Genomic DNA, 16,040 nt, shown 5'->3' on the forward strand with positions numbered 1-16,040 from the left:
CAGGCGACCGGACAAGTTCCCCGCCCCATGGGGCGGAGAGCTCGGGCCCTAGATAACGAAGATGGAGGAGCCCGTGGTCTTGCGCGCCTCCAGATCCCGGTGGGCCGCCGCCGCATCCTGCAGCTCGTAGCGCTGGTTGATCTCGATCTTGATCCGGCCGCTGGCCACGTGGTCGAACAGCTCCGCGGCCAGGGCCCCTTTCTCGTCCGGATCGGCGATGTAGTCGGCGAGCGCCGGACGGGTCAGGTAGAGGGAGCCCTTCATGGCCAGCAACTGGGGGTTGAAGCCCTCGATGGGGCCGGAGGCGGTGCCGACGCAGACCATGAGGCCGCGGCGCTTGAGGGAATCAAGCGAGCCCATGAAAGTGCTCTTGCCGACGCTGTCGAACACCACGTCAACGCCGGCGCCGCCGGTCAGGGCGCGCACCCGGGTGGCCACATCCTCGCGGCTGTAGTCGATGATGTAGTCGCAGCCGTGGGCCCGGGCCAGCTCGCCCTTGGCGTCGCTCGAGACGGTGCCGATCACCGTCAGCCCCAGCAGCCTGGCCCACTGGGCGACGATGAGGCCGACGCCCCCTGCCGCGGCGTGCAGCAAGATGCTGTCACCGGGTTTGAAGGCGTGGATGCGGCGCATCAGGTAGGCGGCGGTGAGGCCGCGCATGGTCATGGCGGCGGCGGTCTCGCAGGAGATGTTGTCCGGCAGCTTGATGAGCGGCGCGGCCGGGATCAGGCGCTCGGTCGAGTAGGCACCTAGGGTATTGATGAAGCCGGTGTAGGTGACGCGATCGCCGACGGCGACGCTGGTCACGCCCTCACCCACCGCCTCTACCACCCCGGCCGCCTCGACCCCCAGGCCGTTGGGCAGCGGGATCGGGTAGGTGCCGTTGCGAAAATAGGTGTCCGCGTAGTTCAGGCCGACCGCGGCATGGCGCAGCCGTACCTGGCCCGGCCCGGGTTCACCGACCGAGACCTCTTCGTAGCGCAGGACCTCGGGGCCCCCGGTTTCATAGAAGCGTATGGCGTTGGCCATGGCTGTTCTCCAGATTCATTCATGGGTGAAAACATCGTCCAGAGTGAATCTAGGGATTTACGTGAACGTCCGCTTTGCATCGGGCGACAGCCACTTTTCATCTCATGACACCCCCCTGCTAATCCGTTGCCCCCCCTCGGGGAAGAGGCCAGAATCGGCCCTGAACCACCACGGCGGCGCCATGGCATTGGCCAGGCGCACCTGGGGAAGAAAGAGCTATCCGATTGAATAAAAAGCAGTTCTCAGAAGGGAAGCCACCGGTGCCCGCAGATTGACGGGCCTTGGACCTAAGCATAATTGACGTTGACGTAAACGTAGTGTGAGATGATGGTATTCACAGCCAGCATCCACAGCAGACAAGCACCCCATGAAAGGAGTCATCATGTCCAACCTATCCCCCTCGGCCGGGACGCGTTTTCGCACTGCCCTGGCCAACGAGAAGCCCCTGCAGATCGTCGGCACCATCAACGCCTACATGGCGCTGATGGCCGAGCGCAGCGGCTTCCAGGCCCTCTACCTCTCCGGCGCCGGGGTGGCGAACGCCTCCTTCGGCCTGCCGGATCTCGGCATGACCTCCATGAACGACGTGCTGATCGACGCCGAGCGCATCACGGCAGCCACCCAGGTGCCGCTCCTGGTGGACATCGACACCGGCTGGGGCGGCGCCTTCAACATCGCCCGCACCATTCGCGCCTTCGAGCGCGGCGGGGTGGCCGCCGTCCACATGGAGGATCAGGTGGCCCAGAAGCGCTGCGGCCACAGGCCGAACAAGGCGGTGGTCTCGGTTTCCGAGATGGTGGACAGGATCAAGGCGGCGGTGGATGCCCGCCAGGACGAGAGCTTCGTCATCATGGCCCGCACCGACGCCCTGGCGGTAGAGGGGCTGGGCTCGGCCCTGGAGCGCGCCGCCGCCTATGTGGAGGCAGGCGCCGACATGATCTTCGCCGAGGCGGTGACCGAGCTGGACCAGTACGATCGCTTCAAGCAGGCGGCCGGGGTGCCCATCCTCGCCAACATGACCGAGTTCGGCAAGACGGAGCTGTTTGACAAGGAGGCACTCGCTGCCCACGGCGTCGACATGGTGCTCTACCCCCTGAGTGCCGCCCGCGCCGCCAACCAGGCCGCACTCAACGTCTATCAGACGCTTCGCCGCGACGGCCACCAGCGCGCCGTGGTCGACACCATGCAGACCCGGGAGTCCCTCTACGACTTCCTCGGCTACCACCACTACGAACAGACCCTGGACAGGCTGTTCACCAAGGACCTGTCCACCAAGGAATAAGCCGCGACCGGCCGTCTCATGCTGGCGGCCGGCGCTTCAACGGACTGAATGAGGAAACATGTGATGAGCGCCATTCCCGAAACCACCGGCTTCAAGCCGAAGAAATCCGTCGCCCTCTCCGGCACCGCCGCCGGCAACACGGCCCTGTGCACCGTCGGCCTCTCCGGCAATGACCTGCACTACCGTGGCTACGACATCCTGGACGTGGCCACCAGCTGCGAGTTTGAAGAGATAGCCCACCTGCTGGTGCACGGCCACCTGCCCAATGTGGCGGAGCTCACCGCCTACAAGGCCAAGCTCAAGGCCCTGCGCGGCCTGCCCACCGGGGTCAGGACCGCCCTGGAGCAGCTGCCCCCGAGCGCCCACCCCATGGACGTGATGCGCACCGCCGTCTCCGTGCTGGGGTGCCTGTCGCCGGAGAAGGACGATCACAACCACCCGGGCGCCCGCGACATCGCCGACAAGCTGATGGCCTGCTTAGGCTCTGTGCTGCTCTACTGGTACCACTTCAGCCACAACGGCAAGCGCATCCACGTAGAGACCGACGACGACTCCATCGGCGGCCACTTCCTGCACCTGCTGCACGGGCACAAGCCGCGTGACTCCTGGGTGCGCGCCATGCACACCTCCCTCATCCTCTACGCCGAGCATGAGTTCAACGCCTCCACCTTCACCGGCCGCGTCATCGCCGGCACCGGCTCCGACATGTACTCCTGCATCACGGGGGCCATCGGTGCCCTGCGCGGACCCAAGCACGGCGGCGCCAACGAGGTGGCCTTCGAGATCCAGAAGCGCTACGAGAACCCGGACGAGGCGGAGGCCGACATTCGCGCCCGGGTCGAGAAGAAGGAAGTGGTCATCGGCTTCGGCCACCCTGTCTACACCGTCTCGGACCCGCGCAACAAGGTGATCAAGGAGGTGGCGCGCGAGCTCAGCCAGGAGCAGCACAACACCAAGATGTTCGACATCGCCGAGCGCCTTGAAGAAGTCATGTGGGACGCCAAGAAGATGTTCCCGAACCTGGACTGGTTCAGCGCCGTCAGCTACCACATGATGGGCGTGCCCACCGCCATGTTCACCCCGCTGTTCGTCATCGCCCGCACCTCAGGCTGGTCGGCCCATGTCATCGAGCAGCGCATCGACGGCAAGATCATCCGTCCGAGCGCCAACTACGTCGGCCCGGAGGATCTCCAGTTCGTGCCGCTCAAGGAGCGCAAGTGATGATCAACAGCCAATATCGCAAGCCCCTGCCCGGCACGGCGCTCGACTACTTCGACGCCCGTGAGGCGGTCGAAGCCATCCAGCCCGGCACCTGGGACAGGCTCTCCTACACCGCCCGCGTCCACGCCGAGAACCTGGTTCGCCGGTGCGATCCGGCCATCCTCGGTGAGTGCCTCGACCAGATAGTGCACAACAAGCGCGATCGCGACTTCCCCTGGTTCCCGGCGCGGGTGGTATGCCACGACATCCTGGGCCAGACCGCCCTGGTGGACTTGGCAGGCCTGCGCGACGCCATCGCCGATCAGGGGGGGGATCCCGCCCAGGTGAACCCAGTGGTGCCGGTGCAGCTCATCGTCGACCACTCGCTGGCCGTCGAGTGTGGCGGCTTCGATCCGCAGGCGTTCGAGAAGAACCGCGCCATCGAGGATCGCCGCAACGAGGATCGCTTCCACTTCATCGACTGGACCAGGCAGGCGTTCAAGAACATCGAGGTGATCCCGCCAGGCAACGGCATCATGCACCAGATCAACCTGGAGAAGATGTCGCCGGTCATCCACGCCGATCGCGGCCTGGCCTACCCGGACACCTGCGTCGGCACCGACAGCCACACCCCCCACGTGGACGCCCTCGGCGTCATCGCGGTGGGGGTGGGCGGGCTCGAAGCCGAGAACGTGATGCTGGGGCGCGCCTCCTGGATGCGGCTGCCTTCGATCGTCGGCGTCGAGCTCTCCGGCAAGCCCGGCCCCGGCATCACCGCCACCGACCTGGTGCTGTCCCTCACTGAGTTCCTGCGCCAGCAGAAGGTGGTCGGCGCCTACCTGGAGTTCCGTGGCGAGGGCGCCGCCGCCCTCACCCTCGGCGATCGCGCCACCATCTCCAACATGGCGCCGGAGTATGGCGCCACCGCGGCCATGTTCTTCATCGACCAGCAGACCCTCGACTACCTCAAGCTGACCGGCCGTGACGACGAGCAGGTCAGGCTGGTTGAGATCTACGCCAGGGAGGCAGGCCTCTGGGCCGACGCCCTGGCGGACGCCCAGTACGAGCGGGTGCTGCACTTCGACTTGTCGACCGTGGTACGCACCCTGGCGGGCCCCTCCAACCCCCATCGCCGCCTGCCGGTCTCCGCCCTGGCTGAGCGCGGTATCGCGGTGGATCTGGACAAGGCTCGCGCCCAGGAGGCCGACGGCCTCTTGCCGGATGGCGCCGTGATCATCGCCGCCATCACCAGTTGCACCAACACCAGCAACCCGCGCAACGTGATCGCCGCAGGCCTCTTGGCCCGCAACGCCAACAGACTCGGCCTCAGCCGCAAGCCCTGGGTGAAGTCCTCCCTGGCCCCCGGCTCCAAGACAGTCGCGCTTTACCTGAAAGAGGCGGGGCTGGACAGCGAGCTTGAGCGGCTCGGCTTCGGCGTGGTGGCGTTTGCCTGCACCACCTGCAACGGCATGTCAGGTGCGCTCGATCCCGCCATCCAGCAGGAGATCATCGACCGGGATCTCTACGCCACGGCGGTGCTGTCGGGCAACCGCAACTTCGACGGCCGCATCCACCCCTACGCCAAGCAGGCGTTCCTCGCCTCCCCGCCCCTGGTGGTGGCCTACGCCATCGCCGGCACCATCCGCTTCGACATCGAAAAGGATGTGCTGGGGGTGGTGAACGGCAAGGAAATTCGCCTCAAAGACATCTGGCCGAGCGACGAGGAGATCGACGCCGTGGTCAAGGCCTCGGTGAAGCCGTCCCAGTTCCGCCAGGTCTATATCCCCATGTTCACCCTCGAGGAGGATCAAGGCCCCAAGGTGGCGCCGCTTTACGACTGGCGCCCGCAGAGCACCTATATCCGTCGCCCCCCCTACTGGGAAGGGGCCCTGGCGGGTGAGCGCACCCTCAAGGGGATGCGGCCGCTGGCGGTGTTGCCGGACAACATCACCACAGACCACCTCTCCCCCTCCAACGCCATACTGCGCAGCAGCGCGGCCGGCGAATATCTGCACAAGATGGGCCTGCCGGAGGAGGACTTCAACTCCTACGCCACCCACCGTGGCGATCACCTGACCGCCCAGCGCGCCACCTTCGCGAACCCCCAGCTGGTCAACGAGATGGCGGTGGTCAACGGCGCGGTGAAGAAGGGATCCCTCGCCCGGGTCGAGCCGGAGGGCCGGGTGATGCGGATGTGGGAGGCCATCGAGACCTACATGGCGCGCAAGCAGCCGCTCATCATCGTCGCCGGTGCCGACTACGGCCAGGGCTCGTCCCGGGACTGGGCGGCCAAGGGGGTACGGCTGGCCGGGGTGGAGGTGATAGCGGCGGAAGGCTTCGAGCGCATTCATCGCACCAACCTCATCGGCATGGGGGTGCTGCCGCTGGAGTTCAAGCCGGGCACCACCCGCCTCACCCTGGGCCTCGATGGCACCGAGACGTACGATGTGGTGGGTGAGCGCCTGCCGCGCGCCGATCTCGTGCTCGTTGTGCGCCGCCAGAGCGGCGAGGTGCTGGAGGTGCCCATGACCTGCCGCCTCGACACCGCCGAGGAGGTCTCGGTCTACGAGGCCGGTGGCGTGCTGCAACGCTTCGCCCAGGACTTCCTGGCGTCGACCGCGCACAAGGCCGCCAGCTAACGTCACCTCAAGACGGCAGCCACCCTGGCTGCCGTCTTACATCCAGAATGAGCACGAGCAGGACAATCGCTATGACCCACAATCCTCAAGTAAAGATCCCGGCCACCTATCTTCGCGGCGGCACCAGCAAGGGGGTCTTCTTCCGTCTGCAGGACTTGCCCGAGCGCTGCCAACAGCCGGGCCAGGCCCGCGACAAGCTGTTTATGCGGGTCATCGGCAGCCCGGACCCTTACGGCGCCCACATCGACGGCATGGGGGGCGCCACCTCCTCCACCAGCAAGTGCGTGATCCTCTCCAGGAGCAGCCAGCCCGATCACGACGTGGATTACCTCTACGGCCAGGTCGCCATCGACAAGGCGTTCGTGGACTGGAGCGGCAACTGCGGCAACCTCTCCACCGCCGCGGGGGCCTTCGCCATTCACGCAGGACTCCTGGATCCGGCCCGCATCCCGGACAACGGCATCTGCGTGGTGCGGATCTGGCAGGCCAATATCGGCAAGACCATCGTTGCCCACGTGCCGGTGACCAACGGCCAGGTGCAGGAGACCGGCGCGTTCGAGCTGGATGGCGTCACCTTCCCCGCCGCCGAGATCGTGCTGGAGTTTCTCGATCCCTCAGACGATGGCGAGGAGGGCGGCGCCCTCTTCCCCACCGGCAATCTGGTGGACGATCTGGAGGTACCCGCGTCTGTTGTAAAGAGCGGCGTACTGAAAGCCACCCTGATCAGCGCCGGCATCCCCACTGTGTTCGTCAATGCCGAGGACATCGGTTATGAGGGCACCGAGCTGCGCGAGCAGATAAACACGGACCCCGAGGCCTTGGCCCGCTTCGAGGCGATCCGGGTTGCCGGCGCCCTGCGCATGGGGCTCATCAAGAGCCCCGAAGAGGCGGCCACTCGCCAGCATACACCGAAGATCGCCTTCGTCGCGCCGGCCAAGGACTACAGCACCGCCAGCGGCAAGGAGGTCAACGCGAGCGAGATCGACCTGCTGGTGCGGGCCCTCTCCATGGGCAAGCTGCACCACGCCATGATGGGCACCTGCGCGGTGGCCATCGGCACCGCGGCGGCCATTCCCGGCACCCTCGTCAATCTGGCCGCGGGGGGGGGCGAGCGCGAGACGGTGCGCTTCGGCCACCCGTCCGGCACCTTGCGGGTGGGCGCAGAGGCGCGGCTGGTGAACGGGGAGTGGTCCGTCACCAAGGCGGTGATGTCCCGCTCCGCCCGCATCCTGATGGAGGGCTGGGTGCGGGTGCCGGGGGATGCGTTCTAGCCACCCCATCGGCGTTCGACCATAGAAAAGAGCCGAGGCGATCGCCCCGGCTCTCTTTGTTGCAGTGAGTTCACCCAGCAGTGTCCCGCCTCATTGCGGACGCGGCACGCACTCCACCTGGCGCGGGATATTCTTCTTCGCATCCCCTCCGATCAACTGCTTCACCTGACCGGCCGGACACCTGCCATCATCCACATAGCGCTTCTGCCCATGGGGCAGCGCCCCCGGGGGCGGATCCTGGCTCAGATATTCGATGGGGGCCGGCACCAGGGCGGCGCACCCCGTCATCAGTCCCGCCACCAGCAATGCCGCCAGCCACCTCACCCTCTTCCATGCAACCGCCATAGGCCACTCCCTCTGTGTGATCCGGATGCGCCGGGCTAGAGGCGCCCGGCCCGCATCGACTCAGGGGAGTGTAGCCATCCCGCCCCTTGGGCCGAAACCCGTCACGGGCGGCATTCCGACGATTCCAGACACAGCCGACACACGCCCTCCCCTGCCGCAGGCCAACCCTGACAACCGAGGAGGAAGGAGAGGCCTCGGCCCTCATGCCGCACAGGGGCGCCTTCAGGCTGGTCGACAGCCAGGCCGGGGAAGGGGGACGCCCTGCCATGGACAGGGGAGCGGTGCGGCCCAGAATGGCAACGACCTCCACTTGTTCATGCGCAATACATCTTTGCTCTGGGATAGTAGGGACCACGCAGGTGGGGTGGCGCTTGAAATCAGCGCTCGTCATCCACACATTCAGTGCATACAATGCGTTAACGAAGCACAATGGGTTGCTTCACCCGGAAATCAAGAGGACATCAAGATGGATACCCGTTCTATCTACACTGGCACCCAGGGTGCCGTGCGCGACACCAACAAGGTGCTGCGCAACACCTACATGCTGCTCTCCCTCACTCTTGGCTTCTCAGCCGTGGTAGCCGGGGTAGCAACCGTCATGAACATGCCGCCCCTGCACTGGGCCGTGTTCCTCATCGGTGTCTACGGCCTGATGTTCCTGACCGAGAAGAACCGTGACAACGGCATGGGGCTGGTGTTCACCTTCGCCCTGACCGGCCTGCTGGGCTATAGCCTCGGCCCCATCATCAACATGTACATGAACAACGGCGGCGGCGAGATCGTGATGACGGCGCTGGGCGGTACTGCGCTCACCTTCTTCGGCCTGTCTGCCTATGCCCTGACCACCAAGCGGGACCTCTCCTTCCTCGGCGGCATGCTATTCGTCGGGTTCTGGGTGCTGCTGGTGGCCATGGTCGCCAACATCTTCCTGCAGATGAGCGCCCTGAGCCTGGCCCTGTCCGCCATGTTCATGCTCTTCTCCTCCGGCGCCATCCTGCTGACCACCCAGCAGATCGTGCGCGGCGGCGAGACCAACTACATCTCTGCCACCGTCACCCTGTATGTCTCCATCTACAACATCTTCCTGAGCCTGCTGAGCCTGCTTGGCGGCAACCGCAACTGATGGATGCATAAGATGCACAAGACCCCGCTTCGGCGGGGTTTTTATTGGCGCCCATTTCTGTCAGGATAAGTTGCAAATCAAGGATATGAAGCGAAGTGGCCCTGATCCAAATCAGGGCCGTTTCGTTATCGACGGGTTATGCTTTCGCTTTCGTTTCGCTCAAGGGTTGCCTTCATCCCATGCCCATGGACTTCTCAGGTTTATTGCGCCGTCTGCTGATCGACTGCCACATCGATTTCACCTCGTTCAAGGGTGGTGCCTAGCATGCCGATGGATTTCTCCGGCCTGCTGCGCCGACTGCTGACAGACAGCCACATCTATTTCGCCCTCAAGGTCCTGCTCGCCATCGCGGGGCTGCTCGCCTTCGCGCTGGCTACCGGTGACATCCAGCTCACCGTGCTGCTCTCCCTCGGGGTGGTGGCCGGCGCCATCGCCGAGACCGACGACAGCCTCTGGGGCCGGGTCAAGAACCTCGCCATGACCCTGCTCTGCTTCCTGTTTGCCTCATTGTGCGTACAGTATCTCTTCCCCACCCCCTGGCTCTTTGCCATCGGGCTCGCGGGCTCCACCTTTATCTTCGTCATGGTGGGTGCCCTCGGCCAACGCTACGCCACCATCAGCTTTGGTTCCCTGCTGATTGCCACCTACACCATGCTGGGGGCCGCCAAGGCGCCGGATCTCTTCTATCAGCCGCTGGCCCTGTGCGCCGGCGCCCTCTGGTACGGCCTGGTGTCCCTGGTCTGGCTCTGGCTGCTGCCCTACAAGACCCTGCACGAGCAGCTCGCCCAGAGCTACTTCGCCCTCGCCCGCTACTTGCAGGAGAAATCCCGCTTCTTCCCGGCCGACGAACACGGCGCCCAGGCCATCCGCCACAATCTGGCCCAGCTCAACATCAACCTGGTCAATGCCCTGAACCAGGCCAAGACGGCGCTCAATGCCCGTCTTCATGCCCCCGGCCGCCACGGGGTGGCCCCCGAGCTCGCGGGCCTGCTGCGCCTCTACCTGCTTGCCCTGGAGATCCAGGAGCGGGCCACCTCCAGCCACTACCCCTACAGCAAGCTGGAAGCCGAACTCAAGCAGGGCATCGTCCTCGACGGCTTCCAGGAGGTGCTGTCACAGCTTGCCGACGCCTGTCAGCAGCTCGGCTACGCCATCCTGGTGCACAAGCCCTACACCCACCACAAACGCATTCACTGGACCCTGGAGGCCCTCGGCGATCAGCTGGAGTTCACCCACCTCAAGCAGCACTACCCCAAGACCCTGCTGACGCCGATGAAGTTCCTGCGCCGCAACCTGGCCAGCATCAACCAGCTGCTGCAAAGCGCCGAGGAGCTGCAAAACCCCGCCGCGCCGCCCACCAGCCTGCCTCCTCTGGCACGACCGGTCGCCCTGCCCCTGCTGGCATTGCTCAGGCAGCACCTGACCCCGGACTCCATGGTGTTTCGTCACGCCCTGAGGCTCTCGCTGGGCCTGGTGGTGGGCTATGGCATCCTGCAGGCGTTCAGCCTGGACAAGGGGTACTGGATCCTGCTCACCGTGCTCTTCGTCTGCCAGCCGAGCTACAGCGCCACCCGCCGCCGCCTGGTGCAACGCATGCTCGGCACCTTCGCCGGCATCCTCATCGGCGTGCCCGTGCTCTGGCTCTTCCCCGAGTTGCACCTGCAGCTCGGGATCATGGGGCTCGCCGCCTTCCTGTTCTTCACCCAGGTGCGCAGCAACTACAGCGCCGCCGTCTGCTTCATCACCCTCTACGTGCTGATGGCGTTCAACCTGCTGGATGGCATCGGCTTCGCCATCCTGGGGCCCCGCCTGCTCGATACCCTGCTAGGCTGCCTGCTCTCCTACGCCCTGGTGGCCTGGCTCTGGCCGGACTGGCAATACAAGCGGCTGCCGACCCTGATTGCCAACTCCCTGTCCGCCAATGCGAAGTACCTCTCGGCGGTGCTCGCCAGCCTGCATCGCCAGCGGGATGAATCCCTCGACTACCGGGTGGCCCGCAAGTGCGCCCACCTCGCCGACAGCGAGCTGGCCATGGCCTGGCAGAGCATGCTGGTGGAGCCGAGCAAGCGCCGCCGCTTCCTGGATCTCTGCTTCACCCTCACCTGGCGCAACCATGCCCTGCTCTCCTACATCTCGGCGCTCGGGGCACACCGCGACAAGCTCGAGCCCATCGAGGGGCTGGAGGAGATCAGCCGCCACATCAGCCAGACCCTGGAGCAGGCCGCCGGCCACCTGGCGGGGGAGATGCCGGCCCCGCTCGCGGGAGCCTGTCCGGCCATTGCTCCGGAGAGCAGCGAGGAGCAGCTGATGCTGAGCCAGCAGCTCACCCTCATCAGCCAGCTGGCGGACGAGCTGCTGATGCTCGCCAACGACGGCCAGTTGTTGACCCGGCAGGAGCAGGCCTGAGGACGCGGATCTCGCGACCAGACCCCCTGGCGGCAGGGCCATGATCGGTAAAGGGACGCGGCGGTGCCTCCGCACCGGTTGCCGATCCGGGGTCAAGGCGCTACCATGCCCGCCCAATCTCAATAACCCAGTCCCGACAGCCCCTTTGTGAGGAGCCCTTATGTCTGAGCATCATCAGCTGGAATTCAACGGCCAGGCCATCGAGACCGATGCCCAGGGCTATCTGCGTCATGTCACGGACTGGAGCGAGGCGCTGGCCCTGGTGCTGGCCGAGCGGGAGGGGATAGTGCTGGAGGCGCCCCACTGGGAAGTGGTGCGGTTCGTGCGGGCCTTCTACCTGGAGTTCAACACCTCCCCCGCCATCCGCGCCCTGGTCAAGGCGATGGAAAAGCAGTATGGCCCGGAGAAGGGCAACAGCCGCTACCTCTATAAATTGTTCCCGGAAGGCCCCGCCAAACAGGCCACCAAGATCGCGGGCCTGCCCAAGCCGGTGAAGTGCATCTAGGCCTCCTCGGCTGCCCGATAGCCACACTGCCTCCCCCGTTTTGGACACAAAAAAAGACCGCGCCCATGTTGCCATGAGGCGCGGTCTTTTCATTTCATCACCCTGTCAGGGGTTGTAGGCCACCACTGAGCCGCTCAAGCCGGTCATCTGGCTGATCCGGCTCTGCATGCCCTGCAACTTCGCCTTGGAGACATCCGGCCCGATGAAGACCCGGTTGATCTGCCCCTGCACCGGGGTTCTCGGCGACGTCTGGGCCGAGTAGCCCGCCGCCCTCAGCTTGCTCACCAGGGCATTGACGCTGTCTGCATTCTTGAAGGCGCCGAGCTGCAGGATCCAGCTTCCCTGGGCCGACGTGGCGGCAGGAGCCGGGGCCGGCTGGGCCATCTTGCTCGCGATAAGATCATCCATGGATTTGATCTGGCCCGCCTGCGGCTTGGCCTCCACCGGCTTTTGCACCTCTACCGGCTTGGGGGGCACCGGCTTGGGCTTGGGTTGCTCCACCGGCTTCCTGGCGATCACTTCCGGCTTGGGCTCGGGTTTGGGCTGCGGCTTGGGTTGTGCCGCGGCCTGCACCGGCTGCTGCTGGGTGACGGGCGCCTGGTTGGTCGCTGCCGGGTTGGTTCCCGCCTGATTGGCCAGGGTCACGGTGTCGCCGATCTCCTCCACCTGCCACTGGGTCGCGGCAGAGGCCTGCTGCTGGCTCGCCAGATGCTCGGCCGGCAGGGTGCTCGCCGCCGAGACCTGAAGGGCGGGCTTGGCGGGCTCCAGCTCCGGACGCAGCGGGATCTTGGCGAAGGCCTCGTCCTTCTGCTCCAGCTTGTTGCCGTCCATCAGGTCCGGCAGAAAGATGACCACCAGGGCGACCAGGATGACGGTCCCCACCAATCTGTTTTGAAACTTCGAAGCCAAGTTAATTCCCACCCATGTTGCTTAGTATTTTTGCAATTTTGCCGGCATCCACCATGAACGGCCCCTCACGCCATTCCGTTTTGAAACCTCAGCACCAGGCAGCGCCCTGCCCGTGTCGCTGGACCCATGATGCGCAGAAACGGCTCAGGCGCTCGCCGCCAGCACGTCGGCGACAGTGTAAAACGAGCCGAACACGATGACCATATCGTCAGGACTCGACACGGCCAGAGCAGCCTCATAAGCCTCGCTCACCGACTCAAACTGCGCGGCCGGCCCCTGTTCACCCAGGGCGGCGGCCAGCTGGGCCGCCGTGGCGGCACGGGGACCGTGAAGGCTCGCGAGATACCACCCATCGACAAGCCCCTGAAGCTCCTTAAGGGAACCCGCCATATCCTTGTCCTTGAGCATGCCCACCACGGCGCGGCGCTTGCCCTTGCAGGGGAGCAGGCGCAGCTGGTTCGCGAGATAGGCCGCCGAATGGGGATTGTGGGCCACGTCGACGATGACGGCGGGATCGCTTTGCAGACGCTGCATCCGCCCCGCGAGGCGGGCATTGGCCAGCCCTTCGCGGATGGCGGACTCCGCCAGCGGCAGGCCGAGGGACTCCAGCGCCGCCAGCACGGTGACCGCGTTCATCAGCGGCAGGGCCGGCTTGGGCAGCCCCAGCCAGTGGTGCAGGCCGTGGTAATCCCAGTCGCCTTTGTACTCGTCCCCGTGAAAATCGCGGCCGACCTGACGCAGGCAGGCGCCGAGGCGCGCCGCTTCGCTCGCTATGGTCGCAGGCGGATTGGGCTCCCCGCTGATGGCGGGTTTACCTTTGCGATAGACGCCGGCCTTCTCCACTGCCACCGCCTCCCGGGTATCCCCGAGCCAGTCGCAGTGATCCAGGGCGATGGAGGTGATCAGGGCGACGTCCGATTCCACCACGTTGGTGGCATCGAGCCGCCCCCCCAGCCCCACTTCCAGCAGGAGCACATCGGGGGCGGCGCGGCAAAACAGCCACAGACCCGCCAGGGTGGCGAACTCGAAGAAGGTGAGGGCGATGTCGCCCCGGGCCGCCTCCACCTCGGCAAACGCCGCGCAGTGCGCGTCGTCGGCCAGCTCCTGACCGTTGACGCGCACCCGTTCGGTGAAGCGCAGCAGGTGTGGCGAGGAGTAGACCCCCACCTTGTAGCCCGCCGCCATCAGTATGCTGGCCGCCATGGCGCAGGAGGAGCCCTTGCCGTTGGTGCCCGCCACCGTGATCACCTTGAACGGCAGCTCGGTGAGGCCCATGCGCCGGGCGACGGCGCCGACCCGCTCCAGCCCCATGTCGATGTTGACCGGGTGGATCTGTTCCAAATAAGAAAGCCAGTCGACCAGCGACCGGCTTTGGGATTGTTGCATGTGTGAACTCATCTTCAGTCTTCGATGACCTGAGTGTTCATCAGCTTGGCCAGCAGGCCGGCCAGGCGGTTGCGCATCTCGCGGCGGTCGATGATGAGATCGATGGCGCCCTTCTCCAGCAGGAACTCGGAGCGCTGGAAGCCTTCCGGCAGCTTCTCGCGCACGGTCTGCTCGATGACGCGGGGGCCGGCGAAGCCGATCAGCGCCTTGGGCTCGCCCACGTTGATGTCACCCAGCATGGCCAGGCTCGCGGAGACGCCCCCCATGGTGGGGTCGGTCAGCACGGAGATGAAGGGCAGGCCCGCCTTGGTGAGCCTGTCGAGCGCCGCACTGGTCTTGGCCATCTGCATCAGGGAGAACAGGGCTTCCTGCATCCGCGCGCCACCGGAGGTGGAGAAGCAGACCAGGCCGCGGCCCTCCTTGATGCTCTCCTCGACGGCGCGCACGAAGCGGGCGCCGACCACGGAGGACATGGAGCCCCCGATGAAGGAGAACTCGAACGAACAGGCGACGACCGGCACCCCCTTGAGGGTCCCCTTCATCACCACCAGCGCATCTTTTTCTCCCGTCTCTTTCTGGGCGGCAGACAGACGATCCTTGTAGCGCTTGGAATCCTTGAATTTCAAGATGTCTTGCGGCTCCAGCTCGGCCGCGACTTCACTGCGACCCTCGACGTCGAGGAAGCTCTCGAGACGGGCGCGGGCGCTGATGCGCATATGATGATCACACTTGGGGCACACTTCGAGATTGCGCTCCAGTTCTGCCCGGTAGAGCACCTGTTCGCAAGCAGTACACTTGGTCCACACCCCTTCCGGAATGTTGTGACGACGCGGTGTGGTGATCTTGCTCTTGGGAAGGATCTTCTCAAGCCAGCTCATGGAATTCCTTAATGCATTTGTGCCTGACAAAACACATCGAGCCTAGATTGTTCAATGACTTAAGGGCTCGATGGCAATAAACGACGGATCATTAAACCACAAATTTTCGGGCCCAGTTACTAAAAACTGGTCGTACCCGGTGCCGAGTCCGGCAGCCAGAGCGGCCCGAGGGGCAACTGGGGCAGGCCGAACTCGGCCGGGTAATCCACGTCCACCAGATAGAGGCCGCCCGCCTTGGCGGTGGGGCCCGCCAGGTTGCGATCCTTCGCCGCCAGTACCTCGGCAATCCACTCCACCGGCTGAAGACCCTGCCCCACCAGCAGCAGGGAGCCGGTGATGTTGCGCACCATGTGGTGCAGGAAGGCGTTGGCCTTGATGTCGAGCACTATATAGGGGCCGGAGCGGCTGACGCACAGGTGGGTCACGTTGCGCCAGGGGGTGTTGGACTGGCAGGCGACGGCCCGGAAGGTGCTGAAGTCGTGCTCGCCCAGCAGGGACTGGCCGGCCTGGTGCATCAGCTCGGCGTCGATGGTTTCGTGGTAGTGGCTGACGCCGCTGCCGAGGATGGCTGGGCGGTAGTTGTGGTTGTAGATGACGTAACGGTAGCGACGGGCGGTGGCGCTGAAGCGGGCGTGGAAGTGCTCGTCCACCTCCTTGACCCAGCGCACGGCGATGTCAGGGGGCAGGTTGGAGTTGAGCCCCAGGGTCCAGGCCCCCTCGGCGCGATTGGACTCGGTATCGAAGTGGATCACCTGGCCGGTGGCGTGCACCCCCGCATCGGTGCGACCGGCACACTGGATGGAGACGGGGTGGTTGGCGATGCGGCTGAGGGCTTTTTCCAGCTCCTCCTGGACGCTGATCACTTCGCGCTGACGCTGCCAGCCGAAATACCGGCTGCCGTCATATTCAATACCTAGGGCAATTCGCATGGATAACGGTGTCTTCTGATGAAAGGATGCGGTGAAAGAAACGGGGCGGATTATACGCGCTCGGGCTCAAAAGTCCCAGACCGTGGAGGCGGCGGCACTCGTGACCATGAAAGAGAGGGCAGCCCGCAGGCTGCCCTC

At 65.2% G+C, this 16,040-nt stretch carries 13 protein-coding genes; 7 read left to right on the forward strand and 6 right to left on the reverse strand.

Features of this window, described 5'->3' with window-relative positions:
- Positions 1–48: 48 nt before the first annotated feature.
- Positions 49–1,029, reverse strand: a complete 981-nt coding sequence (locus R2B70_RS11955; RefSeq protein ID WP_318161570.1) for a quinone oxidoreductase — start codon at positions 1,027–1,029, stop codon at positions 49–51.
- A gap of 382 nt (positions 1,030–1,411) precedes the next feature.
- Between R2B70_RS11955 and prpB the strand changes: the two genes are divergently transcribed.
- From prpB to prpF, 4 genes are all read left to right on the forward strand, one after another.
- On the forward strand, positions 1,412–2,311 hold the full coding sequence (gene prpB / locus R2B70_RS11960) for a methylisocitrate lyase (RefSeq protein WP_209792785.1): 900 nt from the start codon (positions 1,412–1,414) through the stop codon (positions 2,309–2,311).
- Positions 2,312–2,374: 63 nt separating this feature from the next.
- On the forward strand, positions 2,375–3,532 hold the full coding sequence (gene prpC / locus R2B70_RS11965; protein WP_318161571.1) for a 2-methylcitrate synthase: 1,158 nt from the start codon (positions 2,375–2,377) through the stop codon (positions 3,530–3,532).
- The gene (acnD, locus tag R2B70_RS11970; protein ID WP_318161572.1) at positions 3,532–6,150 is read left to right on the forward strand and encodes a Fe/S-dependent 2-methylisocitrate dehydratase AcnD; all 2,619 of its coding nucleotides are present in this window, start codon (positions 3,532–3,534) and stop codon (positions 6,148–6,150) included. The genes prpC and acnD overlap by 1 nt, the downstream gene beginning before the upstream one ends.
- 71 nt (positions 6,151–6,221) lie before the next feature.
- A complete protein-coding gene (gene prpF, locus R2B70_RS11975; protein ID WP_318161573.1) occupies positions 6,222–7,421 on the forward strand; it encodes a 2-methylaconitate cis-trans isomerase PrpF in 1,200 nt (399 codons plus the stop codon).
- Positions 7,422–7,511: 90 nt separating this feature from the next.
- Here prpF and R2B70_RS11980 read toward each other — a convergent pair whose 3' ends face one another.
- Entirely contained in the window at positions 7,512–7,766 is a 255-nt protein-coding gene (locus R2B70_RS11980) for a DUF6719 family protein (protein ID WP_157005451.1), read from the reverse strand.
- A 466-nt stretch (positions 7,767–8,232) separates the two neighbouring features.
- Here R2B70_RS11980 and R2B70_RS11985 point away from each other — a divergent pair, with 466 nt between their 5' ends.
- The 3 genes from R2B70_RS11985 to R2B70_RS11995 all read left to right on the forward strand — a co-directional run bounded on the left by R2B70_RS11985 (position 8,233) and on the right by R2B70_RS11995 (position 11,800).
- A complete protein-coding gene (locus tag R2B70_RS11985; RefSeq protein WP_010675134.1) occupies positions 8,233–8,889 on the forward strand; it encodes a Bax inhibitor-1/YccA family protein in 657 nt (218 codons plus the stop codon).
- Positions 8,890–9,153: 264 nt separating this feature from the next.
- Positions 9,154–11,295, forward strand: coding sequence for a YccS family putative transporter (yccS, locus tag R2B70_RS11990; RefSeq protein ID WP_318161574.1), 2,142 nt, complete (start codon positions 9,154–9,156; stop codon positions 11,293–11,295).
- Positions 11,296–11,455: 160 nt separating this feature from the next.
- The gene (locus R2B70_RS11995) at positions 11,456–11,800 is read left to right on the forward strand and encodes a TusE/DsrC/DsvC family sulfur relay protein (protein WP_042078532.1); all 345 of its coding nucleotides are present in this window, start codon (positions 11,456–11,458) and stop codon (positions 11,798–11,800) included.
- 105 nt (positions 11,801–11,905) lie between these two features.
- Here R2B70_RS11995 and dedD read toward each other — a convergent pair whose 3' ends face one another.
- From dedD to truA, 4 genes are all read right to left on the reverse strand, one after another.
- Positions 11,906–12,709, reverse strand: coding sequence for a cell division protein DedD (gene dedD / locus R2B70_RS12000; protein ID WP_318161575.1), 804 nt, complete (start codon positions 12,707–12,709; stop codon positions 11,906–11,908).
- Positions 12,710–12,853: 144 nt separating this feature from the next.
- Entirely contained in the window at positions 12,854–14,107 is a 1,254-nt protein-coding gene (gene folC, locus R2B70_RS12005; protein ID WP_318161576.1) for a bifunctional tetrahydrofolate synthase/dihydrofolate synthase, read from the reverse strand.
- A gap of 2 nt (positions 14,108–14,109) precedes the next feature.
- Complete coding sequence (gene accD / locus R2B70_RS12010; protein ID WP_209792798.1) at positions 14,110–14,973, reverse strand: acetyl-CoA carboxylase, carboxyltransferase subunit beta; 864 nt, start codon at positions 14,971–14,973, stop codon at positions 14,110–14,112.
- Between the two features lie 119 nt (positions 14,974–15,092).
- Positions 15,093–15,902, reverse strand: coding sequence for a tRNA pseudouridine(38-40) synthase TruA (gene truA, locus R2B70_RS12015; RefSeq protein ID WP_042078536.1), 810 nt, complete (start codon positions 15,900–15,902; stop codon positions 15,093–15,095).
- Positions 15,903–16,040 lie beyond the last annotated feature (138 nt).

Source organism: Aeromonas sp. XH, assembly GCF_033348475.1.
Lineage (GTDB): Bacteria > Pseudomonadota > Gammaproteobacteria > Enterobacterales > Aeromonadaceae > Aeromonas > Aeromonas sanarellii.